We start from the raw sequence: 24,698 nt of genomic DNA, 5'->3' as shown, positions 1-24,698 counted from the left end.
CTATACCTTATGCATTCAAATTTAACATTGCGATTCAACAAATTGATTATTTTGATTTTGAGTCTGTTTTTGTTCCATACAATATCAAAAGCTCAAAATAATAAAGTTGTTTTTCATTTATCTCAGCAAGGGGAGAATTCTAATCCTGGGACTAAGGAAAAACCATTTAAAAGTCCTGAATATGCCTTGGACAAAATTTTAGAATTTAAGAAGGAAAATCCTGATAGTGATGTAGAATTATTAGTGCATTCTGGAATTTATCATCTACAAAAAAGTTTAGAGTTAAATAAAGATCTAAGTAGTTCTAATGGAAAACTAATTATTAGAGCGCTTGAAGAAAGAAAAGTTGCTTTTTCAGGTGCTATTCCACTGAATCTAAAATGGTCAAAAAATACTAATGGGTTGTGGACTGCTAAGGTTCCTTCTAATCTCAATTTTCAAAGTTTATTTACATCAAATGTTCATTTGATTAGAGCACGATATCCTAATTATGATTCCAAGGTTTTACCTTTTAATGGTTATTCTGAGGATGCAATAGATCCTGAGAGAGTTAAAAAATGGCAGAACCCTAAAGGAGCAATTGTTCATGCCTTGCACATAGGACGATGGGGAGGATTTCATTATTTGGTAACAGATAAGAAAGAAAATGGGGAATTAGTGTTAGAGGGTGGGCTTCAAAATAATCGCCCTAGCAAAATGCATGAAAGATATCGATTTGTTGAAAATGTATTTGAGGAATTGGATAGTGAGAATGAATGGTATTTAGATTCTGAAAACTCAACACTTTACCTAAATTTTGGTGATAAAAATCCGAATGATTTTGAATTTGAAGCACCAGTTTTGGAATCTTTAATTTCAATTCAAGGGAATGAAGATGAGCCAATCAGAAACGTTCATATTGAAGGGATAAAGTTTATTCATACTGTTCCGACTTTTATGAAAACTACTGAACCATTACTACGAAGTGATTGGACTATATATCGGCAGGCTGCGGTGCGAATTGAAGGGGCAGAAAATTGTTCGGTTTCAAATTCAGATTTTACTGATTTGGGAGGCAATGCAGTATTCATTAGTAATTACAATCGTAATGTTCGGATTAAAGGTAATTTATTTGAACGTATTGGTGCTGGAGCGATAAACTTTGTTGGCGATCCTGATGCAGTTCGAAGTCCTTCATTCCGATATGAAAAATTTGTTCCTGAGAATGAAATTGATACCATTCCGGGACCCAAAACGAATAACTATCCAGCTGATTGTGAGGCTAGTGATAATTTAATCCGGAACATAGGCCTTATTGAAAAACAAGTAGCGGGAGTTCAGATTTCTATGGCCTCACGGATTTCAGTATTGCATAATACAATTTACGATGTCCCACGTGCGGGCATTAATATAGGAGATGGAACATGGGGAGGACATAAAATTTCTCATAATGATGTTTTTCGTACCGTTTTAGAAACAAGTGATCATGGAGCATTTAATTCCTGGGGAAGAGATAGATTTTGGCATCCAGATAGAAAGGAAATGGATCGAATTGTTGAGAAACATCCAAATTGGGTTAAGTTGGATGCTATTGAAACCACAGTTATTAGCGATAATAGGTTTAGTTGTGACCATGGATGGGATATAGATTTGGATGATGGCTCTTCGAATTATGAAATCTTCAATAATCTGTGTTTGACTGGCGGATTAAAATTACGAGAAGGTTTTTATAGAACTGTATATAACAATATTATGATTAATAATGGATTTCATCCTCATGTCTGGTTTAAGGACGGCCATGATATCTTTCGAAATAATATAGTGATGCATAATCATCAGGATATTCAAGTCAAATATTGGGGCGATAAAGTAGACCGGAATTATTATACAAGGGAAAAAGACTTATTAGTAGATCAAGCTAAAGGTGTGGATCAACACTCAACTCCAGTGAAACTGGAATTTACTGATATCAGTACAGGAAAGTTTAAATTAAAATCTGGTAGTCTAGATGGTTTTAAAGAAATTAACCTTCAGGATGTAGGGGTCATGAGTTCACGTTTAAAAGATGGTTCAGATAGCCCTTTTATTCCTGAGATTGAAGTGGAAGGAACTATTAAAGAAGGAGAAATTTTTGAATGGAAAGGTGCAAAGCTTAAATCCATAGAAACCTTGGGTGAACAATCTGCGGCTGGTTTGCCTACAATGGAAGGGGTATTAGTTTTAGGATTATCTGAAAATTCTCCATTATTAAAAGCGGGAATTCAGAATGCGGATGTAATTGTTTCTTGTCAAGGTGAGAGTGTGAAGGATTTAGGAGAGTTACAAAAAGTATTCAAAAGAGACCAGTATATGAATAAGTTTAATTTTGAAATCTTCCGAAATCAAGAAAAGAAAAAAATAGAAGTATCATTATAAGCCAAGGTTTACCTTGGCTTTTTTGTTTTACTTAACTTTCATGTTACCTGCTGATATGGAAACTTGAAATTTCAATTGTTAGATAAAATATAATCCTGTTCACCACATTATTCATTGACATCTGTTGAAAACAATAGTAACTATTATTTAAAACAAATCTAAATCCTTCATGTTCATTTATTGTATTACATTAAAAACATAATTATGAATATCAATAAATTAATTGAACACTTAGGTAGTGATGAACTACTTAAATTTGAAAGCAAAACTATTCCAAAAAATATTCTTCATTTGCCATCATCAAAATTTATTGATGATGTATATGGGATTTCAGATAGAAATCCGCAGGTATTACGAAGTCTAGGAAATATATTTGGATATGGTAGATTAGGAGGAACTGGCTATTTATCTATCCTGCCTGTTGATCAAGGTATTGAACATAGCGCTGGAGCCTCATTTGCAGCCAATCCAATTTATTTCGATCCTGAAAATATTGTCAAATTAGCAATAGAAGGTGGCTGTAACGCTGTGGCTTCTACATTTGGTGTCTTAGGAGCGGTGGCTAGAAAATACGCACATAAAATACCTTTTGTGGTGAAAATTAATCATAATGAATTATTGAGCTTCCCTAATAAGAGTGATCAAATCTTATACGGTACAGTTCGTGAGGCTTGGAACATGGGAGCCGCAGCTATCGGAGCAACTATTTATTTTGGTTCCCCAGAATCAGGTCGACAAATTATTGAGGTCAGCAAAGCATTTCAAGAAGCTCATTCTTTAGGAATGGCCACTATATTATGGTGTTATTTGAGGAATGATGCTTTTAAAAAAGATGGAGTCGATTTTCATTTGGCGGCCGATTTAACTGGTCAAGCCAATCATTTAGGAGTAACCATTGAAGCCGATATTATCAAACAAAAGTTGCCAGAAGTTAATGGCGGATACAAAGTATTGAATATGGGCAATAGTAGCTATGGAAAATTGGATGAAAGAATGTATACAGAATTAAGTTCAGACCATCCTATTGATTTATGTCGCTATCAGGTTTTAAATTGTTTTGCTGGAAGATCTGGATTGATTAACTCTGGTGGAGCATCAGGTAAGAATGACCTCAAGGATGCTATCCAAACGGCTGTCATCAATAAAAGAGCAGGTGGTACTGGTCTAATCAGCGGTAGAAAAGCCTTTCAAAAGCCAATGAAAGACGGTGTAACTTTATTAAATGCAATTCAAGATGTTTACTTATTGAAAGAAGTAACTATAGCTTAAATTATTATTCATATATAAAAGACAGGAATATGAATCCAGAAAATTATTCTGAATTATTTATTCCTGCCTTGTCTGTTGTGTCTGTATTTTCTCCCATGGCGTATTTTCGAATTATATATTCGGTAGCCAATTTTAATCCTCGTTCCGCATGTTCTGGATGCTTTCCTGCCTCCGTAAAGAACTCAACTTCATTATTGACCTTAGAGTACCATATTTTATTAACATCCTTTATTCCTAAAGTATCATATCTGGTTATTTTCCTAAAATTTTCAAGTTTATCCTGATCTAGGGCAATTACATTTTTATTCCTAAGGTTATTTTTAATGCAATCCACGACAATATATTGATCCTTAAACCAGCACATACATTCCTTCTTTTCCTTAAAACCAATATAGCCTAAACAAGCTGCAATAATTCCTCCAGAACTAACAAGAAGAACAGCTTTCTTATTCAGTTTTGAACGTTTCCTTTTATTATCAATAGTTTTTGGTAATTCTATACTTTCGGGTTCAACTTGGGGTTCCAAATTCTGACTTTTCCCACTTCGGGCATTTTCCAATACGGTGGGTGTTGAAATTGACGTATTTGAATTTGTAGGATTTTCGGTCCAGTCGTCAATGCGGAATGGTCTTGGTTGAAAATCAATAAGCACAGCCAATAATTTTACAATTGTTTCATCCGGATTATTCGTTTTCTTATCAATAAAATATCGAACTGGTTTTAATTTATCGATGTCGATTCCAGCTATTGACTTCTCCAAATCTCCATGCTCATCTTTTAAGATAAAAAAATCCCGAAGGGTTTTCTTATCATCAGGATTTAAACCTGATCCCAATAAGAATAATGCATAATCCCTCAAATTGGCAGAAGTTGGATTTGCCAATCGATCATGTAGCTCATTGTTGCTATGTTTCTCCCAATAAGCTTGTAAAACCTGTTCTTTAAATCTATTGAATGCAGACATCCCCTTATAATAATAGTTTCCCCTACACAGAATTACCGGAAACCCGATACCTCTCATAATTAATACAAATCTTCCTAAAAACAGTTTGACCATTACCCACACTGGAAATACCAGAATTCAACTGGAATTACCTGAAATAGTGGAAATGGTTGATTATTAGTCGCTTTCGGCGCAATAAATTTGTTTTCGAAATCAGTGGTTAATACTGTTTGTGCTTTCGAGGAAAGATACAAAAGAGATTTCAATTTGAGGAATTCATGCGCCTCAATTCCAAAAAATTCAGAAGGCCTTCTGGACAATTTTTTTCTAGCAATCCCACAGATGGACTGTGTGGACCTAGCAGGCTTTTACATTCTAATTTTTTGAGAAATGTGGTACTTAATTTTGTCCTATTTAATGAATCCAGGTAATCCAACGATGCCTATCCAACCTACAGATCCTAATATCATGGTCACGCAATCTGTAGATAATCCTGATGCAGATTCGGATGATCCGGTGTATGGTGATAATGGAAATGTCCGCCCACCAAGACCTAAAAAATAACGTATAAAAAAATGGTTGCTGATTTCAGTAACCATTTTTTATTTCTTCTGTAAATTTAAATAATCCATGTAGCTAATTTTTCCTATTTTTCGTTCTCCATTAAAGACAAAATTTTTAGAATTATATGAAAACCAATTATCCTCTTTTCCTTCTTATTTCAATTGCTATTTTATTCTTAACTCCGTTTTCTTCTAAAGCCCAGGAGACTGATAAAAAACTTAAAATCGGACTTTCATTGACACCTTTTTCTTTTCGAAATATTGGTCCCTTGAAAAAACTAGATGGTGCAGGTTCTTTATCCAGTAGAAAATTTTTCTCTGCGGACTTATCTGTATTGGTACCGCTAAAAAATCGAATTTATCTGGAAACGGGAATTGGTTTTTCAAAACAACAGGTGGATGTTTTAGGAGCAGTAGTAGATCCGCAAAAGGAAAGATTTAAGGATACTGTGACCTTAAAAATTATGGAGGTGCCAATTCTTGCTCACATGGAGTTCGGTAAGTACTTCTATGCTAATTTGGGTCCAACATTACATTTTGATGTGTCTGGGCAACAGCAGGTAATGGATAAACAAAATGGAGTTGGTGTACAATTAGCAGTAGGTGCAAATCTCAACCTTTCGCAAAACTTTTCTGTCCATCTAGAACCTGGATATAAAATCTATTCTTTAATTCCTTTCGAATCTGGAAATTCATATGATAGAATCATGCAATTAGGTTTTAAGATTGGTGCTAGATATGTTTTGTGGTAATATACAATTGAATAGAAGGTTGTTTTTTGGTTATTTTTCTTTAATTTGAATAAGATTCAAAGAGAGTCCAAATTTTTCAACTCAACCGAAATCAACCTTTAGAAAATGCTAAATCACAAAGCCTTAAAAATTGCTATTTGCTCAACTGGGCTAATCCTTGGCTCAATTGCCTTCCAATCGGTTTCGGCGATGGAAAACCTCAATAATAACATCTTTATTAGTTCAATTCCCATTAAAAAAGATATTGCTAATGAAAACCTGCTGAGAGCTATGTCTTTGGTTGATAAAACGATTTCTGCCTATTTTGATTCCCAAACTTTTGAAATGCGAAGGTTCTATAACCCTTTTACAAAGGAAAAATCGGATGAGAGGGCAAGTGTTTGGATGTATTCCGCAGGAATTGAAGCAGTAAATGCGATATTATCCGCTCTTAAGGCAAATAAAAGTGTTGCGGATAAAAAAGTATATAAATCCAACATTGAAAAGTATGAAAAACTGTTGTCCAAGTTTTATGATAATATAGATTATTATTTAGGAACTTTTGAATTGACCTCCTACACACAAACAAAAACTTGGTCTGTGTATGCAGTAGATCGAGTTTCTGAAAAAGGGAAAGCCAAGGTTACTGGGATTTACAATGTTTATGATGATCAAATGTGGCTGCTTCGTGAGCTGCTTCATTCCTACAAACTCACAGGAAATAAGGATTATTTGCATAAAGCAGAATATTTAACAGATTATGTCTTAGATGGATGGGATACGACTTTGGATTCCAATGGAAATGAAAATGGGGGTATTACTTGGGGACCTAGATACACGACTAAACATGCCTGTAGCAATGGTCCTTTAATCAGCTCTTTAGTATGGTTGCATACCTTATATCAAGGAAAAAATGACCAGATTAATCGTTCTTTTATTGATCCAAATGACAGCAAAACTAGACGTATAAAAAAGGAGTCTAAGGAGCAGTATTATTTAAATTTTGCTAAAGAAATTTACGATTGGCAACAGGATAATTTGAAGGTAAAAAACGGACTATATTTTGATATGCTGGGCGGCTGTGATCCGGATTGCAAAATTCAATATGAAGAAGTTGGCAATACCAAGTACCGTGCAAATACAAAACTTACAGAAGCTGTAGGACGTTTTTATTCTTACAACAGCGGTTCCATGTTGTCTGGAGCAGTAGACTTATTTCTTGCCACCAAGGATCAAAAATATAAAACGGAAGCCATTGAAATGGGTCAAAATAGCTTCGCTTATTTTGCAAAAATAGACAACGAAATTCCCAGTTTTTATAGCTTTGAAACCGATGGTTTTAACAATTGGTTCAATGGAATATTACTTAGAGGATATAAAGATTTAGCCTCCGAAAATCCTGAGGCTAAATCCTATTTAAATGAGTTTCAAAAGAACCTTGATTATGGCTATAAAAACCATTCTATAAACGGTTTTCTTCCTGCGAATCTGTTAACAGGTTGGAGTCCAGATAATAAGGCCAAAGGGGTAGAAGGGATGTTTATGTTTTCCTTTGCTGCACAATATGCTATGTTGGCTGAGTATTCTTATACCAATTAATTACCATGGCTTCATAAAGATCTCCTTAACTTTTTGTTTGGTCTTTTCATTTGGAGAAACCTCCAGAAATTCATTTATTAAATCAATACTGCTTGGTTTTTTAGGATAACTATTCTTTTTCAAAAAGCTTGATAGCGCAGTATTGACCTTTTCTTCGGTTAATATTTCACTGAGTTTTACCATCGCCATTGCACCCAATGAATAGGAGATATGGAAGTTTTCTGATTTTACTTTATATAAAGGCTCATTTTCAGCAAATCCTTTTTGACTTTCAAAAATCTGTTCATGAATTTTTAATCTTTTCTTCATGTTTTCCAAACCATACTCATGCTTGTAAAGCATCATTTCGGTATACATGGCCAAGGATTCCGTCAACATAGTTGCTCCTTCACGTTGATCCGGATCTATTTGACTATTTCCCCACCAAAGGTGCGATAATTCATGTCCTGCCAACTCATTGATCACATCTTCCTCTTGTCTTCCCTGTAAATTTGCATGGAATACCATATTCTCCGGCATAAAAATACTCGCGGGGTATGCCGTGCCTGCGAATCCCTCCGTAAATGAAGAAATTTCTGCAAACTGAACACTTTTGAATGGATATGGGCCAAAATTCTTAATACAATAGTCCAAACTTGATTTTGTATTTTCTATCAGTTGCTCAACATTTTCAGCATGATTTGGATGATAATAAACATAAATATCAATTCCTTTATATTTACTCTTTTTCACATGGTATTTTCCTGATGATACTGCAAACCTGAAGGGAATATTTTTTGCCAGATATTTATAGAAATTCCTTCCTGAATTAGTCCACTGATCCTTTAAATCTCCAGTTCCAACCGCAATTTGATCCTTTTCTGTAGAAACAACCATACTTAAATCCATAAAATCTTCAATTGAATTCGCTGCAGCATTTACGGATTTCAACTCCTCCTTAGTTGCCAATTTGAATTGTGATCTTAATTTTTCATCATCCAATTCATAGTTAGAATGATAGCCTATTAATGGGAAATATCTGCTTATCCGCATGAAAGACCCGTTTTCAATGATAGAATTGAAACTTTGATGCCCATTTACAGCATATGAATTATAAGCAATTTCAAATTCCATTCTCGCAGTTTTTGAAGGATAAAACGGCCTTTGCAATTTAACTTCTTGGTTATCTTTTGTTAATGCGATAGTCTGCGTATCAACAATCAACCGAGCAGTAATAACATCTAATTCATCTGGGAAACTGATTAATACCTCATTAATATTTTCTTTACTCTTATTTTCAAGGGTATATGCAGCCTTTATTTTATAGGAATTCTTGGAAGGAAACAGACTAATTTCCGTATTGACCCTCGTTATTGTGGGTTGAGGGATATTTTGATATTTATTTTTATACTTTAATTCATACTCAGCGGCAATTTGCCAAGCCTTATCTTGATCCTCAGGAATGTAATGCTTCAAATATTTCACTGACGAAATTCCGGCAGTTAAAACTATGATTGCTACTAAAACAATCTTACTAATCCCTAACTTTTTTGTTCTAATGCTTTGCCACAATAGCCATGACATCAACGAAACACAGATTCCAAATAATAACCTCAATGAAAATATTCCTGGGTAGAATCCGTATCCATTGAAATCACTGTAAACCCCATGAAAATCTGAGAAAAACTGCAGGAGTGGGTTTTTAAAAACTTTTTTAGAAATCGGTCCTGTAAAAAGGAATAATGCAAATGTTGATACGCCCAGTGCAACAAACCTATTCTTAAATAGGTTATTGATTAAAAGAATAAAACTCGCAAATAATATAATGGGGAGGCTGTTGAATAAGAATACACATGCATATGCCTTGAAATCAAAATTATAATATCCGTAACTGATTTGAAATACTATTCCTTCAAAAATCAATAAAACACTAAAAAATAATATTAGAATACTTAGGGTCAAAAAATGGGCTATATTTTTATTTTTTGAATAATAGCTGCTTAATTCAATCAAGTGAAAATTTGAAACCTGATTTCTCCAGAAAATATCATTACAGAAATAGACCACCATCAGTAAACCGAATAAGTAAAAGTTCTCAGAAATAGTTACCGCCATCAATCCTGAACTCGCAAATTTCTGTGGAATTCGGATGCCTTTCTCGATTTCTGCATACATTTCCATGCCCACAAAAAATAATAGAAGAATAATGTTGGAAGTAATAAATATGCCCTTAAAAAGATATTTAAGGTCAATTCTGCACAGTGAAAGGATAGAATTGAAACTAGCAAATGAATCGAACTTAGGTTTAATCCTAAGTAATAAATGTTGATACCCCATTCTATTAATTTGGTTATTAATTTTCTGAGGCTTCTGAGGTTTAGAATGGTTAGTTCTAAAGTCAAAACTTTTAAAACAGTAAAGCAGTAATCCTACTGAAATAAAAAAATAGATCAACCTATTGATCAATAAAGAACCTTGTAGGGCTACTACATGTTGGTTTTTCTCAGCAATGCTCATCTTTTTAGCCTCTGAAAAATAAGCGGATAGACCAAAAGGATCCAGAATGCCTGATATCTTCTCTGCTGTAATGGATTGTGGTATACTAGAACTCATAAATGGGGAGTTGGAAAATACCATAACCAACATGTATAAAACATATAGCAAAAGTCCAGCAATGATCAGAAGCAACTTATTTCGGCTAGTTTGTGCGACCATAAATAGAAAACTACAAACCAAAAAGCTATTCAATAATCCAAAAACAAGTAGGGGATAGAGGTAATGGAAAAAATGAAATTCAGGGTTTACATTGAAGTCATTTCGTAATAATTGTCCGATTGCAAAACCAATGATTAGCAAGAAAAAGCTCAAGAATGTTTTCAAAAAGAAGAAATGAAATCGATCCCCCACATATTCCTTTTTGGAAATAGGTAATGCAAATAATACTTCCTCAAAACGGGAATCTTGATCCTTAAACAATAGGGGAAGGGCATATAAGTTGGCAATAAATATGACAGATAAACTTAATAAGCCGATCACATATCCTAAGCTGAATGCTGAATTCAAATATAACCCCTCAGAAAATGAGAGATTGAATGAACTTCCTATAAAAAAGCCTGCCGAAATATATATCAATCCCAAGAAATAGCTTGCCCAATACTTTTGAGTACGCCGAAGTTCGAAGTGAAAAATACTAGCCATTTTAATTGAGATTAGTTTCAATACTGGAAAAATAAACATGCTCCAAACTAGGTTGAATACTTTCAAATCCTTTTGGCTGTTCATCATGCAACACACTAATCATCAATTTCCCATTCACAAGTTTTTGACTGATCACTCGGTAATCCTCTTTATACCAGACTTCTTCATGAATGTCTATGCTCTTACCCCATAATTTTCCTTGAATTGGATGAACTAAATCTTTTGGATTGCCCAAGGTCAGAATCTTGCCTTGATTCATAATCGCAACTTGCGGGCATAAATTCTGAATATCTTCAACGATGTGGCTTGAAAAAATAATAATCATATTCTTACTGATATTATTCAGGAGGAGATTAAATCGATTTCTTTCCTCAGGATCCAAACCAGCTGTAGGTTCATCGACAATTATGATTTTAGGATCGCCTAATAAGGCCTGGGCAATCCCAAACCTTTGCCGCATACCACCGGAAAATTTATGCACCTCCTTGTTTTGAAATGAGGATAAATTAACTCTTTCCAACAATTCTAGAATTTGCTGCTTTCTTTGGGATTGGTCAGTAATTCCCTTTAAGATGGCGATATGATTTAATAAATCATAAGCAGAGGCTTTTTGATAAACTCCAAAATCCTGAGGCAGGAATCCCAGATGCTTTTTGATATGATCAGGTTCTTGAACGATATTTTCCCCATTAAACATGATGGTTCCTGAACTAGGTTTTTGTAGCCCGACAATGGTCTTCATGAGAGATGATTTTCCGGCGCCATTTGGTCCAAGAAGCCCAAACATTCCATTCTCGAGCTGCAATGAAACATCCTTAATTGCTTGCTGATTATTGGGGTAGCTGAGGTTAAGCTCATTAATAATTAATGTGTTCATAATTTAAATTTTTTGGCAATAAATAGCCTGTCAGCAATATTGCCGATTAAAAAAATCAATAAATAAAGGACCTTGATTGTGCTGCTTAGTCTTCCTTAAATTCCAGAATATCCCCGGGTTGACATTCCAGAATTTGACAAATAGCCTCTAAAGTATCGAAACGAACGCCCTTAGCTTTTCCCGTTTTTAGAATAGAAAGATTTACCGGAGAAATATTCAATTTCTCTGCTAACTCTTTGCTTTGCATTTTACGTTTGGCAAGCATGACATCAAGGTTGACGATGATAGGCATGTTTAAATAATTAAATCTTGTTCGTTTTGTAAATGTAGTCCTTGTTTGCAAATATTAGCCAAGAACAGGCTAAAGATACCCAAAATAAGATGGATGAAAACCAAAATCCATATCATTCCCTCCACTTCGACAAACATCAATCCAATAAGCACCATTGGAAGAGGGATATACGTATTCAACATAAAATATCGCTCAAAGATGCCTTGATTTTCTTTCGTAAAGATCCTGGACTTTAAGAATACAGAGGATACCTGCGCAGTTAATCCAAAAAATATCCCATAAAAGCCAACCGGTAGTAGAAATGAAAAAATAAAGTATTTGATATTATTATCTAAATTTATAAATGGCACATTTGTAAAGGGATATAAGATGTGTAAATACTTTCCATCTCCATAGGGAAGAGTCCAAAGACCAGTCAACAAACAAATAACAGAATAGATAAAGGTTAATGAATATCCAATTGCTAGAAAATAGCAGAGATATTTTAAAAATGTTGATATAATTTTTACCTGGTTCATAAAGGTTTGATATTAATATATAATGCAAACTTATAAATAATTAATGTAAAACATTAATTATTTTACAAAAAACATTTATTCGCTAATTCTGTTCTATTCCCAAAAAGATAGATTTAATTGTCAAATTCCTTAACTTTGTCCTTGAAATTGGAAGCAAATGAATAAATTAACAATTATTGGAGCAACCTTATTGGTCGTAGTATTTTTAATGACAATGGGATTTACAGACCGTAAGGAGGAAAAAAAATCAGAAATTAATAAGACAATGAACACAACAGGAAAAGGAAAAGAAATATATTTCGCAGGAGGATGTTTTTGGGGAACCGAACATTTTTTCAAATTGGTAAGAGGGGTAGTAGGTACCGAAGTTGGGTATGCAAACGCAACCAAAAACAACCCTACTTACGAAGAAGTATGTACAGGAAATACAGGTGCTACAGAAACCGTAAAAGTAGTTTATGATCCAGATGTAATTGACTTAGGATTATTGATCGATTTATACATCCAAAGTATCGATCCTACCAGCTTAAATAAGCAAGGAAACGATAGAGGAACACAATACCGCACCGGAATCTACTACACAGATAAAGCTGATGAGGCTATTATTAAAGATAAACTTCATCTATTATCCCTAAGTCTACAAAAGCCCGTAGTGGTAGAAAATGAACCATTAAAGAATTTCTTTGATGCAGAAACTTACCACCAAGACTATTTAGATAAAAATCCAGGTGGATATTGCCACATAGGTCCAGATCTTTTCGAAATCGCTAAAAAAGCAAACCCAGAAAAGTAAGAGGAATAAAAAATAAAGATCAAAAAATGGATGAATTTTCAAATAATTCATCCCTTTTTTCTGGGGAAATAGCTAGTTAAAAAACAACTGAGAGAGATTCTGAGCACCGCCGAAGAATCTATTTACTTCAAAAAAAGATTCGGTTGTCATTCTGAGCATCGCCGAAGAATCCATTTTTATTACCATAAACAAGGTTGAAAATTTTATTTTTCAATTCATCATCACAATCTTTGATTGTGAATACATTCCTTTATAAAATAGATCGTTCGCTTTGCTCACGATGACAATTGCCATTTTTTGTAAAAAAACAGATTCTTCGACTACGCTCAGAATCCCTCTAAATCTCATTATTAAGAAAGTCCCAATTTGGATTTTTCTTATTAATCAAAGCATTCTTTTTCTTTCTGGTCCAACCTTTTAATTGAGTTTCTCGATTTATTGCATCATTAACATCGGTAAATAGTTCATAATAAATTAGATAAAAAATATAGTATTTCTTTGTAAATGAGTTAAAATATCCATCATCAAATTGATGTTCATGAAGCCTTCTTTTTAAACTATTTGTAACTCCTATATATAATACCTTCTTTTTATAATTCGTAATGATATAAACGAAATAGATATGAACCATACTTCTTGTTTTTTATCAATTTCAACAACGAATTTTAAATAAAAATTACCTAAAGATTATTTGTGAATTATTGTCATATTCTTAACATTCTAATAACCCCTGAGAGGGATTCTGAGCACCGCCGAAGAATCTGTTTCCTTCAAAAAAAGATTCGGCTGTCATTCTGAGCATCGCCGAAGAATCCATTCTTAATACACTATACAAGACAGAAAAATTGCCCTTTCGCTTTACCCATGCTGATTATGTAGCGTCACAATGAAACCCCTGAGAGGGATTCTGAGCACCGCCGAAGAATCTGTTTCCTTCAAAATAAGATTCGGCTGTCATTCTGAGCATCGCCGAAGAATCCATTCTTAATACACTATACAAGACAGAAAAATTGCCCTTTCGCTTTACCCATGCTGATTATGTAGCGTCACAATGAAACCCCTGAGAGGGATTCTGAGCACCGCCGAAGAATCTATTTCCTTCAAAAAAAGATTCGGTTGTCATTCTGAGCATCGCCGAAGAATCCATTTTTATTACGCTATAAAAGACAGAAAAATTGCCCATTCGTTCTACCTACGCTGATTATGTAACATTACAAGATAACCCCTGAGAGGAATTCTGAGCACCGCCGAAGAATCTGTTTCCTTCAAAAAAAGATTCGGCTGTCATTCTGAGCATCGCCGAAGAATCCATTCTCCAATCTTTCCATCCTCCATACCGCTATTATTAATTTTTTTATTAATTTAATTGCAGAGAAGGATTAATTTTCAATAATTTCAATTAATATTAATTCTCCTTGTTTCAAGGATTTATCTAAGTGAGATAAAACATAATAAACCTTTAATAAATTGAGTTAATATTACATAAATTGGTTGAATTCGATAAGGCACAGGGAATATAAATGAACGAATTACTGGAAAAAACATTCAATTTCGTCTTGTCGGAATGGTACTATACCAGTGCCTTCTTTTTTGTGTTTTTCAGCATCCTATATTTCGTGGGTACATTCTTCACTGAAATCATTGTGGATTACAAAACCAAGAATAAAACCTTAAGGCAGATTGTCTTTGCCAAGAAACCCGGACAACGAAGCAAGGAAATCAGAAACTCATTGGTTTCCATCCTCGTTTTTTCACTCCAAGCCATTCTCTTTCAAATATTATTTTCTCAAGGGATTTTTAAGGTGAGGTTTGATAATCCTTGGAATTGCCTATGGGAGATCCCATTATTATTCCTTTGGAACGAACTCCACTTCTATATGGTCCATTGGCTGCTCCATCGTCGCTGGTTCTTCCTGAATGTGCACAAAGTACATCATTGGTCTAAAGAACCAACATCTTATTCTATTTTTAGCTTCCACTGGATTGAAGCATTTTTATTAGGAACGGTAATCTTTTTCCCGCTCTTTATCCATGATTTTCAAGTATATTCAATATTAAGCCTCCCGATTATGAGTTTGGTCATCAATTTGCTAGGTCATTGTAACCATGAAATACCATCTGATAAACCCAACTCATCCTTCTCTAAATATACCTTTAGACATAGTATGCATCATAAATGGGGGCACGGAAATTTTGGATTTATGCTCAGTATCTTCGATAAAATATTTAAAACGCAAGTTTCAGAAAATAAGAATTAAATGAAATCAGAAAATAAAAAAGTCTATATAAATGCAATTGGTAAGCATCTTCCAAATTCACCCATTTCAAATGATGAAATGGAAGATTATTTGGGATTGATAGGAGGGAAACCCTCTAGGACCAAGGATCGAATGCTGAAGCAAAACGGTATTAACACTCGCTATTATGCTTTGGATAAAGAACAAAATTCAACCGATTCAGTGGCTGGAATGGCCGATAAAGCTATCCAAAATTGCATTGAGAATGCCAAGATCAAGAAGGAGGATATTGAATTATTAACTGCTGGAACGACCCAAGGCGACTTGCCAATTCCGGGATTCGCAAGCATGGTACATGCTGAAGCTAAGCTTCCGGTTTGTAATATCGTCTCCCATCAAAGCGTGTGCTCATCGGGCATTATGGCCTTAAAAAGTGCTTTCCTCCATATCCTGACTTCTGAAAATGAAAACGCGATTGCCTGTGCAGCGGATATGCCGAGCCGAATGTTCAAGGCTTCTCGCTTTGAAAAACAACCTCAAATTCAGGAAAAAGGACTCCCTTTAGATACCGATTTCTTACGCTGGATGCTTTCTGATGGAGCCGGAGCAATGTACCTCGCTAATAAACCCAATAAAAATGGCCTAAGCCTTGAAATTGAATGGATAGATGTCAAATCCTATGCTAATAGTTTTGAAGTCTGCATGTACACAGGGGCTAACAAAAAGAAAGATGGTACCATCGATAAAAATTGGTTGGATTACCCTAATTTCTCAGATGCGGATGCCGATGCTGCAATAAACTTAAAACAAGATATTAAACTGGTCAATAATACCGTGAATTTGGGTGTGCAGCATCTCTTTCAATTGATTGAAGCAGGAAAGGTAGACCCTAAGAAAATTGATTGGTTGGTTTGCCATTATTCTTCAGAATATTTCAAACAGCCAATTGTTGATTTACTGAAAAAAGGCGGACTGACCATCGAGGAAGATAAATGGTTCACTAATCTTCACGACAAGGGAAATACTGGCGCTGCTTCCATTTATATTATGCTGGATGAATTGCTCTACAGCAATAAATTAAAACCAAATCAGGAAATAATCTGTATGGTTCCGGAGAGTGGACGATTTATTACCACCTTCATGAAACTTAAGGTTGTCGGCAATGGTCAAAGCGATAAAACCCCTCTCATTTCTAAAAAGGATGAAATCTTAGCTCCTGAAATACATATTGACCATAAACCTATCCAGGAAAAATTGGTACGAGACTTAACTCAGATTTGGGTCGATTTCGAATTATCCTTGAGAAATACGCCTATCATCGAACGAATCTATAATGGAACCATCAGTCTGGAAGACTATAAATTACTTTTGTTAAATTTAAGACAGCAAGTAATAGATGGCTCTCAATGGATTGCTCGTGCGGCATCCAATGTGAGTATGGATTATTTCGATATCCGTTCTTCATTTATTTCACATTCCAGGGATGAACACAAGGATTATCAGATTCTGGAAAAGAACTATATCAATTGTGGCGGAGATAGGGAAGACCTCTATCATGGTGAAAAAAATATTGGTTCTGAAGCATTAAGTGCCTTTATGTTCCATAAAGCAAGCCAACCGAATCCTTTTGATTTATTGGGTGGCATGTTTATCATCGAAGGCTTAGGGAATCGTTTGGCAGGAAAATGGGGTCGAGCTATTCAGCATCAGTTGGATTTAAAGGATGATCAGGTTTCCTTCTTTATCTACCATGAAACCTCCGATTCCAATGATAATCACTTCGAGCGTTTTGAAAAAGCATTGAACTCCGAGTTATTGACTGAAGATATGGCCAAAAGGGTAGCAAAAACGGCGAAAGTGGTGGCGAAATTATACCAACTGCAACTGGCTGAAATAGGAAATTATTAATACTGAAATATGTTACATACCAGCGAATATTTCGAACATAAGAAGAATAACCCAAGGGATCCCAGCCACTGGCATGCCTTGTTCCTTGATAATAGTGTGCCATTTAATAAGGATGCTAAGGCCGCTTTTCTATTTGATTCCAATCGGAAAAGTAAGCAATTTCTGTTGCCATTTCTGCGCGTATTTGGCCGATTGACGATTATCATTCTGCAGATTTTTAAAGCCGTAGCGCCTAATCTGATCAATGCTCCTAAAACGCTGCATCGATTTCTCTACTGGGGAATGAAATATTGGGTGTCTCCAGAAGCTAATTTCTTGATTCTGCGCCACTTCTATTTAGGATCTGAAGTATTGCGCTTTATTAAAGATAATGTCAAAGGAGCAGAAGATATTCCAATGAATCCACTTAAGCCCTTATCTCTCAATGCGGTAAAAGATAATTTGTTCCTAGAGCATGACCTGAATCTTTATAACTTTATTATCAATTTAAATACTGCAATTCAGGATAAAGGATTGAAAATTGAACCCGTTGATAATCCAAATTTCTCCGCTGTTTCAGCTAACCCAATTCCATTTGAGGAATTCCCAAATCGTTGGACCAATATTATGGACTTATCCTCAGCTATTGAAGTATTTACCCCGGTCTATCAATTTTTCCTAACGGACAATGATTTCTGGCGTGCTTCCAATTCCTTACAGTTGGATGAGGTTATTGGGGTATATGCCGCAACGATTATGCGTTGTCCTGAAAAGTTAATTGCATTGAACAATAAGCATCCTATGATTCCTCTGCCAACTTATGGTGCAGGATTTAGATTGACCTTACATGGTCTTTCAACGGAAGTATTGCATCATCTTATAGCTCAACAAAAATTACATACGGAAGAAACTCCAGTGGTTGTTTAAAAGAATATTCTATATAAAAAAAGAAAGGGTTAATATATAGTATATTAACCCTTTCTTTTTAAGTGAATTATATTATTTTTCAATCTCTTTTAAACTGCTCATTTTCTTATACTCAAGGAATCCTTTGATATCCTCAAAGTGTTCACGAACGCGTTTATTTCCAAACTCGAATACCTTAGTTGCCAATCCGTCTAGGAAGTCACGGTCGTGGGAAACTAAGATCAATGTACCATCAAAATCCTGTAAGGCATCTTTGATGATATCCTTGGTCTTTATGTCCAAATGGTTGGTTGGCTCATCCAGAATTAATACGTTTACTGGCTCCAATAACAATTTGATCATCGCTAACCTGGTCTTCTCACCACCAGAAAGAACTTTTACCTTCTTGGTCGTATCATCTCCACTAAACATAAAGGCGCCCAATAAATCCTTGATCTTCACCCTTACATCACCAATCGCTATTTGATCAATGGTTTCAAAAACCGTTAGCTCCTCGTCCAATAATGCGGCTTGATTCTGTGCGAAATATCCAATCTTAGCATTGTGGCCAACTTTTAAAGTTCCCTCGACATCAATTTCACCCATAATGGCCTTGATCATCGTCGATTTACCCTCTCCGTTTTTACCTACAAATGCTACTTTTTGTCCTCGCTCAATGACCATATTCGCCTTTTGGAAGACCAAATGATCACCATATGATTTTGTCAAGTCTTCAACAATCACAGGATAGGTTCCTGATCTTGGTGAAGGTGGAAATTTCAAACGTAAAGCTGAGTTATCAACTTCATCAATTTCAATAATTTCCAGTTTTTCCAACATTTTTACGCGTGACTGCACCTGTAATGTCTTAGAATAGGTACCCTTGAATCTATCGATAAATTCTTGGTTATCAGCGATAAAGCGTTGTTGCTCCTCATAAGCCTTTAATTGATGTAGTCTGCGCTCTTTGCGAAGTTCCAGGTAATGACTGTATTTAGCCTTATAATCGTAGATTTTACCCATGGTAACCTCAATGGTTCTATTGGTGATATTATCTACAAATGCTCTATCGTGCGAAATAACAATTACAGCCTTCGCTTGGTTGATCAAGAAATCTTCTAACCATTCGATACTCTCGATATCCATATGGTTGGTAGGCTCATCCAATAAAATCAAATCTGGTTTCTTCAAAAGGATTTTTGCCAATTCAATACGCATTCTCCAACCTCCTGAAAACTCAGAGGTTTGGCGGTTGAAATCAGAACGCTCAAAACCCAATCCCTTTAAAACCTTCTCAACTTCAGCATCGTAATTGGTCTCTTCGATTGAGTAGAATTTCTCACTCAATTCTGAAACCCGCTCGATTAATTTCATGTAATCATCGGTCTCATAATCCGTACGTACATTCAATTGCTCATTCAACTCCTCTAACTCATCGCGCATCTTATAAACCTCCTCAAATGCTTTGGAGGTCTCCTCAAAGACCGTCATATTGTCTTTCGTCAATAAGTGCTGAGGTAAATAGGCAATCACTGCATCTTTAGGCCCAGAAACATTTCCTGTCGTCGGTTTCCCAACGCCAGCAATAATCTTTAATAAGGTCGATTTTCCAGCACCATTCTTACCCATTAAGGCGATTTTATCATTTTCATTGATGGAAAATGTTACATCGGAAAAAAGAGTCGTTCCTCCAAAGGAAACGGAAATGTTATTTACGTTAATCACGATTCGATCGATTTTATTTGAGCTGCAAAGATAGAGGAAATATTCGTTTCTTTTTTGGAACTTTTCAATCTTGTTTTATTATCCAAAAAAAGAAAAATATATCCTAAAATAATCCCTATCTTAATCTAACCTAAACGATTACCTATGAAATGTTCGGCTTTCTTTCTTTTGCTTTTGCTCCTTCCAAGTCTTGGTTCTGCAGCTGAAATCACGCTTAAAATCAATAAAAAATATCTCAACTTTCCTATCTCAAATCAACAGGACAGAAAGAAAATGACCTTTCTCCCAGAAGCTACTGAGCCCTGGTCTGTTGTTGTCCGCCTAGCTCCCGACAAAGAAGACTATTGGGTGTTTTATGACGTTTCCCATCTCATGGGGAAAAATCTAAAGATTAGCGCTGATGTGGATGAGAAAGCCCTGAAGAAAATCTATCAGGCTGATGAAATCCACGGACAGGACAGTATTTACCATGAAAAGAATCGTCCGCAATACCACTTTAGCACAAAAAGAGGCTGGATAAATGACCCTAATGGATTAGTATTCTACGATGGAGAATATCATCTGTTCTACCAACATAACCCAATGGAAACAGAATGGGAAAATATGCATTGGGGACATGCCGTAAGTGCCGATTTGATTCATTGGAAAGAATTAGCAACGGCTTTATATCCTGATAAATTAGGTACCATGTTCTCAGGTTCCGCCATTATTGATTATCAGAATCATGCAGGTTACAATAAAGGTAAACAACCCGCAATGATTGCTTTCTATACGGCAGCATCCGATGCCCGACAGGTTCAATGTATGGCCTATAGCTTGGATAAAGGTAGAACCTGGACAAAATACAACAAAAATCCAATCATAGACTCCAAGGAAAAATGGAATAGTCAGGATACCAGAGATCCAAAGGTCTTCTGGTATGAGCCTTCTAAACATTGGGTAATGATATTAAATGAGCGCGACGGACATTCCATCTACACCGCTAATGATTTGAAAAATTGGACCTATCAAAGTCATGTATCAGGTTTTTGGGAATGCCCCGAATTGTTTGAATTGCCAATTGATGGGGATCCGAATAATAAAAAATGGGTTATGTATGGTGCTACTGGAACCTATATGCTTGGCTCTTTCGATGGGAAAGTATTTAGCCCTGAAGCAGGTAAATATTTCTATAATTCTGGAAAACTCTATGCTGCTCAAACTTACAGCAACATCCCTGAAAATGACGGTCGCCGAATTCAAATAGGATGGGGGCGAGTCCAACAGCCAAACATGCCCTTCAATGGTATGATGATGTTGCCAACTGAACTGAGTTTAAGAACTACGAAAGATGGCCCTCGGTTATTTAATAACCCAATAAAAGAAACAGAACAATTGTTTAGCAAGATCGATTCCTGGAAGAATTTGACTTCTGCCAAGGCTAATGAACTTTTACATCAATTTAGCGATTACGATAAGATTAGAATCCGTACAAAAATCAAATTATCACATGCTACTGAAGCAGGGTTTAACCTCTATGCACAACGGATGATTAGTTATGATATGAATGCTAATATCTTGAATACCATGTTTTACTCGCCTCAGGACCCAACCAGTATGGAACTTTCTGCCGATATCTACATTGATAGAACCTCCATCGAAGTCTTTTTTGACAACGGAATCTATACCAGTTATCTCGAAAGAAAACCTGATTTGAATAATCAGGAAGGGTTCCATTTCTGGGGCAATAATATCGAAATTCTGGAATTGGAAGTCTTTGAAATCAAAGGAATATGGAAATAATAATGGAAATTCTTAACCTGAAATACATGCCTAAAAAACTCAATTAATTAAAGCTATTAACAGGTAATATTCCTATATTTAATTACACTAATTAATGAAAAATGAACAAAAGAACCATTTTATTAGGGATACTGCCTGCATTCTTGGCTGTGATGTCATGTAATAATGCGGCAAATAAGGATGCTGATGCAAACTCGGATAGTATTTCAAACAGCACTTTGGATACGACCGTTACAACAAACCCGACTGAATCTGCTAATACGTTCAACCCGGAATCCTTGCCTGAGGCAACTGCTGAGATGGGACAATTCCCTTATTATTCAATTCCAGAATGGCTCGACGCTAAAAGTAGCTATGGCTTTGATAGAGAGTCTGACTTCGGAAAGATTGAATTCTATACTGGAAATTCATTTTATCCAGTTGAGGGTAAAATTAAAGTCAAAGGCTATGGTATGACTGACCCTAAAGATCCTGGAAGTGGAAAGTGGGATGAATATAAATTTGTTCAATCTTATGCTAAACATTTTGAAAGTTTAGGTGCTAAAAAACTTTTTGAAGGACAAGTGCCGCAAGAACAAATTGACGCACTTAATAAAGCCAATAATAAAGATGGCTATTTCTATGATTTTGGTACTTCCAGCATGGAAAACCTGGTTACCTATGGCTTGAAAAAAGGGGATAAGGTAATTTTATTCGCCATTGTTTCAAATACTGCTTATGGTGCTATTTATGTTGCTGAAGCGGAGGCCTTCAAACAAACTGTCGGAATCATAAAAGCAGATAAAATTGAAAAAGATTTAAATGAAAAGGGGAAGTCCGTGCTTCAAATTAATTTTGATACGGATAAGGCAACCCTGAAACCTGATGGTAAAGAATTGGTCGCTGAAATAGGAAAAGTCTTGAAATCGAATAGCTCCATGAAATTAGATATCAATGGCTATACGGATAATGTTGGCAATGCTGACCATAATTTACAGCTATCCAAAGATCGTGCGAATACTGTTTTAAATACTTTGGTTCAGGATGGAATCGATAAATCCAGATTAGCTTCAAATGGTTTTGGTGCAAATGACTTTATCGCTGACAATAATTCTGAAGCAGGAAAACAACAAAATAGAAGGGTAGAGCTGATTAAAAAATAAAGGAATTATTTCCGGTCTATTAAAGTTACAATCAGCATGATTAAGCCCCCAACTAAATAAATACTCATGGGAACCAGAAAGAACCATATAAATGCCCAATATTGATAGGGGCTCATCTTTCTGAATATCTTAGGCCGCTTCATATAGGAAGAACAATCTAAGGGCGCATTTGTGTAATTAAAGAACAAAAAAATAGCCTGCATAATTTATGCAGGCTATTTTTATTCTTAATGAAATCTTATTTCAATACGAATTTAAATCCTAATGAAAATCTTGATGCTTCAAAGTGTGAACCATGTGATAAGTTCCACCAAGGTTTCCAATCAAAATGCATTGCTAATGGTGTTGAAGGAATTCTAAATTCCATACCTAATGCTGGACGAATGGCAAAATCAGTATGCGTTTCACCTTTCCAGTGTTTATCATCATCGTCATACCAATCATCATCCCATTTTCCATGGTCAATAAATGATAACTGTGGACCAACACCAACATACCAAGTCAATCCTTTTGCTCCGGCAATACGTTGATTATAAGAGTAGTCAGCACCAATTACTGTAATGTGATCCCCAAATAATACTTGAACATTTCCAGCATCGCGACCGCCAAAACTATGTTTTAGCTGCGGACCAAATAAACTCTCGCCATCGCCTAAATCAATCCCAAGCCCAATGGCAGTACGGTAAGGAGTCTGCGCATGTACATTCTTGCTCGTCGCAAGCATGAACATACATAGAGTTAGAATAGGTAAAAATAATTTTTTCATGATAATAAGTAATTGTTTCAATAAAAACTCTCACTTTGAAAGTTTCCGCTGTTATAACAAATAGTTTGCCAAAACACGCTAATATTCGCTTTAATACCACAAAAACAATGATTTTTAATCCTAAGAAATATCCGCAAACTTCTCATTTAAAAGGGATTCCCTAAAAAATAATGATGATCTTAAAAATCATCATCGTCATCATCAAATAATCCCGGACTATCAGAATTATTGCTGTATTCCTCTTCTTCTTCTTCCTCTTCTTCTTCCTCTTCCTCCTCAGGGTTAATATTTTCTTTCAAAGGGTATTCCTCACCAATAGGTTCATTGTCGTCCTTTAGCGGATCTTCTTCTGGGCTAGGTTTGGGTGTTCCTTGATCCGAATCAGGATCATAAAATGGATTTTGAAATTGCGGTTCATTATTCTTCTTATTTTTATTGTCTTCAGGATCACCCATTAAATCTTGAATTAGACCAAAGGCAAGTATAAGACCTTGCTCATGCTTTACCGATAATAATATTGTTTTCATATAATGTTTTATGAATTGAACAGATTCAATATTATTTAGTTGTGGGATAAATACCCTTTGTAAATGTATTTATACGCTTTATTGAAATAATGTCAACAAAATTTAATACCAGGTTTTCTTAAGATAAGCATACAGAATAATATTCTAGTTAACGTTTAATTATCCATTTTGCAAAGAGCCAGGTTAATTTGAAACAATTAGATTAACCTGGCTTTTTAAATGACTTTGAAAATAGAAATTATGGCTACTAAAAATGAAAGTGCAAAAGAAGGGCTTAACAATAAGGATAGGCCCAATAAAAAGAAGGATTTGACCGCATTTATGCAAAGAAAATTAAAACCTCAGGATAAGGATGCTGAAGCTGGGGTAGATCCGCAAGAAGATCAATTAAATATTATGCCGGATCCTAATTTACATCCTAAAGAACCAAAGAAAATCACAGCTAAAAAATAGAATTGTCATGAAAAAACTAATATATTTTTTTTCCCTATTGTTCTTGCTAACCACATTTGCTTGCAATAATCCCAGCAATAACAATAATAATCAAATGGATCAACCCATCGATAGCTT

General features: G+C 35.3%; 21 protein-coding genes. 12 read left to right on the top strand and 9 right to left on the bottom strand.

Going from position 1 to position 24,698, the window contains the following annotated elements:
- Positions 1 to 9: 9 nt before the first annotated feature.
- Entirely contained in the window at positions 10 to 2,394 is a 2,385-nt protein-coding gene (locus PZ892_RS10885) for a PDZ domain-containing protein (RefSeq protein WP_277711173.1), read from the top strand.
- Positions 2,395 to 2,598: 204 nt separating this feature from the next.
- Positions 2,599 to 3,663, top strand: a complete 1,065-nt coding sequence (locus PZ892_RS10880) for a class I fructose-bisphosphate aldolase (protein ID WP_277711171.1) — start codon at positions 2,599 to 2,601, stop codon at positions 3,661 to 3,663.
- Between the two features lie 43 nt (positions 3,664 to 3,706).
- Here PZ892_RS10880 and PZ892_RS10875 read toward each other — a convergent pair whose 3' ends face one another.
- Complete coding sequence (locus tag PZ892_RS10875) at positions 3,707 to 4,627, bottom strand: hypothetical protein (RefSeq protein ID WP_277711169.1); 921 nt, start codon at positions 4,625 to 4,627, stop codon at positions 3,707 to 3,709.
- Between the two features lie 369 nt (positions 4,628 to 4,996).
- Between PZ892_RS10875 and PZ892_RS10870 the strand changes: the two genes are divergently transcribed.
- The 3 genes from PZ892_RS10870 (at position 4,997) to PZ892_RS10860 (ending at position 7,499) form a co-directional block, all read left to right on the top strand.
- Entirely contained in the window at positions 4,997 to 5,170 is a 174-nt protein-coding gene (locus PZ892_RS10870) for a hypothetical protein (RefSeq protein ID WP_277711167.1), read from the top strand.
- Between the two features lie 124 nt (positions 5,171 to 5,294).
- The gene (locus PZ892_RS10865; RefSeq protein ID WP_277711165.1) at positions 5,295 to 5,921 is read left to right on the top strand and encodes an outer membrane beta-barrel protein; all 627 of its coding nucleotides are present in this window, start codon (positions 5,295 to 5,297) and stop codon (positions 5,919 to 5,921) included.
- Positions 5,922 to 6,026: 105 nt separating this feature from the next.
- On the top strand, positions 6,027 to 7,499 hold the full coding sequence (locus PZ892_RS10860; RefSeq protein ID WP_277711163.1) for a glycoside hydrolase family 76 protein: 1,473 nt from the start codon (positions 6,027 to 6,029) through the stop codon (positions 7,497 to 7,499).
- Here the strand turns inward: PZ892_RS10860 and PZ892_RS10855 are convergent, their stop codons facing one another.
- From PZ892_RS10855 to PZ892_RS10840, 4 genes are all read right to left on the bottom strand, one after another.
- A complete protein-coding gene (locus tag PZ892_RS10855) occupies positions 7,500 to 10,676 on the bottom strand; it encodes a M1 family aminopeptidase (RefSeq protein ID WP_277711161.1) in 3,177 nt (1,058 codons plus the stop codon).
- 1 nt (position 10,677) lies between these two features.
- Positions 10,678 to 11,553: an ABC transporter ATP-binding protein gene (locus tag PZ892_RS10850; RefSeq protein ID WP_277711159.1), complete on the bottom strand. Its 876-nt coding sequence runs from the start codon at positions 11,551 to 11,553 to the stop codon at positions 10,678 to 10,680.
- Between the two features lie 85 nt (positions 11,554 to 11,638).
- Entirely contained in the window at positions 11,639 to 11,845 is a 207-nt protein-coding gene (locus PZ892_RS10845) for a helix-turn-helix transcriptional regulator (protein WP_094258767.1), read from the bottom strand.
- Positions 11,846 to 11,847: 2 nt separating this feature from the next.
- Positions 11,848 to 12,363, bottom strand: coding sequence for a hypothetical protein (locus tag PZ892_RS10840; protein WP_277711156.1), 516 nt, complete (start codon positions 12,361 to 12,363; stop codon positions 11,848 to 11,850).
- 157 nt (positions 12,364 to 12,520) lie between these two features.
- Between PZ892_RS10840 and msrA the strand changes: the two genes are divergently transcribed.
- A complete protein-coding gene (gene msrA, locus PZ892_RS10835; RefSeq protein WP_277711154.1) occupies positions 12,521 to 13,156 on the top strand; it encodes a peptide-methionine (S)-S-oxide reductase MsrA in 636 nt (211 codons plus the stop codon).
- Positions 13,157 to 13,493: 337 nt separating this feature from the next.
- On the opposite strand, the gene PZ892_RS10830 is transcribed toward msrA, so the two are convergent.
- Entirely contained in the window at positions 13,494 to 13,787 is a 294-nt protein-coding gene (locus PZ892_RS10830) for a GIY-YIG nuclease family protein (protein WP_277711152.1), read from the bottom strand.
- Between the two features lie 889 nt (positions 13,788 to 14,676).
- Between PZ892_RS10830 and PZ892_RS10825 the strand changes: the two genes are divergently transcribed.
- From PZ892_RS10825 to PZ892_RS10815, 3 genes are read left to right on the top strand one after another with little or no spacing between them, the layout of a single operon-like run.
- Positions 14,677 to 15,414 (top strand): sterol desaturase family protein, encoded by a 738-nt coding sequence (locus tag PZ892_RS10825; protein ID WP_277711150.1) that lies wholly within the window; start codon positions 14,677 to 14,679, stop codon positions 15,412 to 15,414.
- On the top strand, positions 15,415 to 17,301 hold the full coding sequence (locus PZ892_RS10820) for a beta-ketoacyl-ACP synthase III (protein ID WP_277711148.1): 1,887 nt from the start codon (positions 15,415 to 15,417) through the stop codon (positions 17,299 to 17,301).
- A gap of 9 nt (positions 17,302 to 17,310) precedes the next feature.
- Positions 17,311 to 18,207, top strand: a complete 897-nt coding sequence (locus PZ892_RS10815; protein WP_094258915.1) for a hypothetical protein — start codon at positions 17,311 to 17,313, stop codon at positions 18,205 to 18,207.
- Positions 18,208 to 18,279: 72 nt separating this feature from the next.
- Here PZ892_RS10815 and PZ892_RS10810 read toward each other — a convergent pair whose 3' ends face one another.
- On the bottom strand, positions 18,280 to 19,911 hold the full coding sequence (locus tag PZ892_RS10810) for an ABC-F family ATP-binding cassette domain-containing protein (RefSeq protein ID WP_277711147.1): 1,632 nt from the start codon (positions 19,909 to 19,911) through the stop codon (positions 18,280 to 18,282).
- A gap of 144 nt (positions 19,912 to 20,055) precedes the next feature.
- Here PZ892_RS10810 and PZ892_RS10805 point away from each other — a divergent pair, with 144 nt between their 5' ends.
- Together PZ892_RS10805 and PZ892_RS10800 are read left to right on the top strand one after the other, a co-directional pair.
- Positions 20,056 to 21,693 (top strand): glycoside hydrolase family 32 protein, encoded by a 1,638-nt coding sequence (locus PZ892_RS10805; protein WP_277711145.1) that lies wholly within the window; start codon positions 20,056 to 20,058, stop codon positions 21,691 to 21,693.
- Positions 21,694 to 21,794: 101 nt separating this feature from the next.
- Complete coding sequence (locus tag PZ892_RS10800) at positions 21,795 to 22,835, top strand: OmpA family protein (protein WP_277711144.1); 1,041 nt, start codon at positions 21,795 to 21,797, stop codon at positions 22,833 to 22,835.
- A gap of 238 nt (positions 22,836 to 23,073) precedes the next feature.
- Here PZ892_RS10800 and PZ892_RS10795 read toward each other — a convergent pair whose 3' ends face one another.
- Positions 23,074 to 23,601: a hypothetical protein gene (locus tag PZ892_RS10795; RefSeq protein ID WP_277711142.1), complete on the bottom strand. Its 528-nt coding sequence runs from the start codon at positions 23,599 to 23,601 to the stop codon at positions 23,074 to 23,076.
- A 179-nt stretch (positions 23,602 to 23,780) separates the two neighbouring features.
- Positions 23,781 to 24,128, bottom strand: a complete 348-nt coding sequence (locus PZ892_RS10790; RefSeq protein WP_277711140.1) for a hypothetical protein — start codon at positions 24,126 to 24,128, stop codon at positions 23,781 to 23,783.
- A 240-nt stretch (positions 24,129 to 24,368) separates the two neighbouring features.
- Here PZ892_RS10790 and PZ892_RS10785 point away from each other — a divergent pair, with 240 nt between their 5' ends.
- Positions 24,369 to 24,581 (top strand): hypothetical protein, encoded by a 213-nt coding sequence (locus PZ892_RS10785; protein WP_094258920.1) that lies wholly within the window; start codon positions 24,369 to 24,371, stop codon positions 24,579 to 24,581.
- The last annotated feature ends 117 nt before the right edge of the window (positions 24,582 to 24,698 follow it).

The sequence above is a fragment of the Sphingobacterium sp. WM genome, assembly GCF_029542465.1.
Lineage (GTDB): Bacteria > Bacteroidota > Bacteroidia > Sphingobacteriales > Sphingobacteriaceae > Sphingobacterium > Sphingobacterium cellulitidis.
This window is presented reverse-complemented; position numbering and strand designations above follow the sequence as displayed.

Excerpts from the sequence above, each read along its gene's own strand:
- PZ892_RS10885 (WP_277711173.1), top strand. The coding sequence starts at position 10 with ATGCATTCAAATTTAACATTGCGATTCAACAAATTGATTATTTTGATT.
- PZ892_RS10880 (WP_277711171.1), top strand. The coding sequence starts at position 2,599 with ATGAATATCAATAAATTAATTGAACACTTAGGTAGTGATGAACTACTT.
- PZ892_RS10875 (WP_277711169.1), bottom strand. The coding sequence starts at position 4,627 with ATGTCTGCATTCAATAGATTTAAAGAACAGGTTTTACAAGCTTATTGG.
- PZ892_RS10870 (WP_277711167.1), top strand. The coding sequence starts at position 4,997 with ATGTGGTACTTAATTTTGTCCTATTTAATGAATCCAGGTAATCCAACG.
- PZ892_RS10865 (WP_277711165.1), top strand. The coding sequence starts at position 5,295 with ATGAAAACCAATTATCCTCTTTTCCTTCTTATTTCAATTGCTATTTTA.
- PZ892_RS10860 (WP_277711163.1), top strand. The coding sequence starts at position 6,027 with ATGCTAAATCACAAAGCCTTAAAAATTGCTATTTGCTCAACTGGGCTA.
- PZ892_RS10855 (WP_277711161.1), bottom strand. The coding sequence starts at position 10,676 with ATGGCTAGTATTTTTCACTTCGAACTTCGGCGTACTCAAAAGTATTGG.
- PZ892_RS10850 (WP_277711159.1), bottom strand. The coding sequence starts at position 11,553 with ATGAACACATTAATTATTAATGAGCTTAACCTCAGCTACCCCAATAAT.
- PZ892_RS10845 (WP_094258767.1), bottom strand. The coding sequence starts at position 11,845 with ATGCCTATCATCGTCAACCTTGATGTCATGCTTGCCAAACGTAAAATG.
- PZ892_RS10840 (WP_277711156.1), bottom strand. The coding sequence starts at position 12,363 with ATGAACCAGGTAAAAATTATATCAACATTTTTAAAATATCTCTGCTAT.
- msrA (WP_277711154.1), top strand. The coding sequence starts at position 12,521 with ATGAATAAATTAACAATTATTGGAGCAACCTTATTGGTCGTAGTATTT.
- PZ892_RS10830 (WP_277711152.1), bottom strand. The coding sequence starts at position 13,787 with ATGGTTCATATCTATTTCGTTTATATCATTACGAATTATAAAAAGAAG.
- PZ892_RS10825 (WP_277711150.1), top strand. The coding sequence starts at position 14,677 with ATGAACGAATTACTGGAAAAAACATTCAATTTCGTCTTGTCGGAATGG.
- PZ892_RS10820 (WP_277711148.1), top strand. The coding sequence starts at position 15,415 with ATGAAATCAGAAAATAAAAAAGTCTATATAAATGCAATTGGTAAGCAT.
- PZ892_RS10815 (WP_094258915.1), top strand. The coding sequence starts at position 17,311 with ATGTTACATACCAGCGAATATTTCGAACATAAGAAGAATAACCCAAGG.
- PZ892_RS10805 (WP_277711145.1), top strand. The coding sequence starts at position 20,056 with ATGAAATGTTCGGCTTTCTTTCTTTTGCTTTTGCTCCTTCCAAGTCTT.
- PZ892_RS10800 (WP_277711144.1), top strand. The coding sequence starts at position 21,795 with ATGAACAAAAGAACCATTTTATTAGGGATACTGCCTGCATTCTTGGCT.
- PZ892_RS10795 (WP_277711142.1), bottom strand. The coding sequence starts at position 23,601 with ATGAAAAAATTATTTTTACCTATTCTAACTCTATGTATGTTCATGCTT.
- PZ892_RS10790 (WP_277711140.1), bottom strand. The coding sequence starts at position 24,128 with ATGAAAACAATATTATTATCGGTAAAGCATGAGCAAGGTCTTATACTT.
- PZ892_RS10785 (WP_094258920.1), top strand. The coding sequence starts at position 24,369 with ATGGCTACTAAAAATGAAAGTGCAAAAGAAGGGCTTAACAATAAGGAT.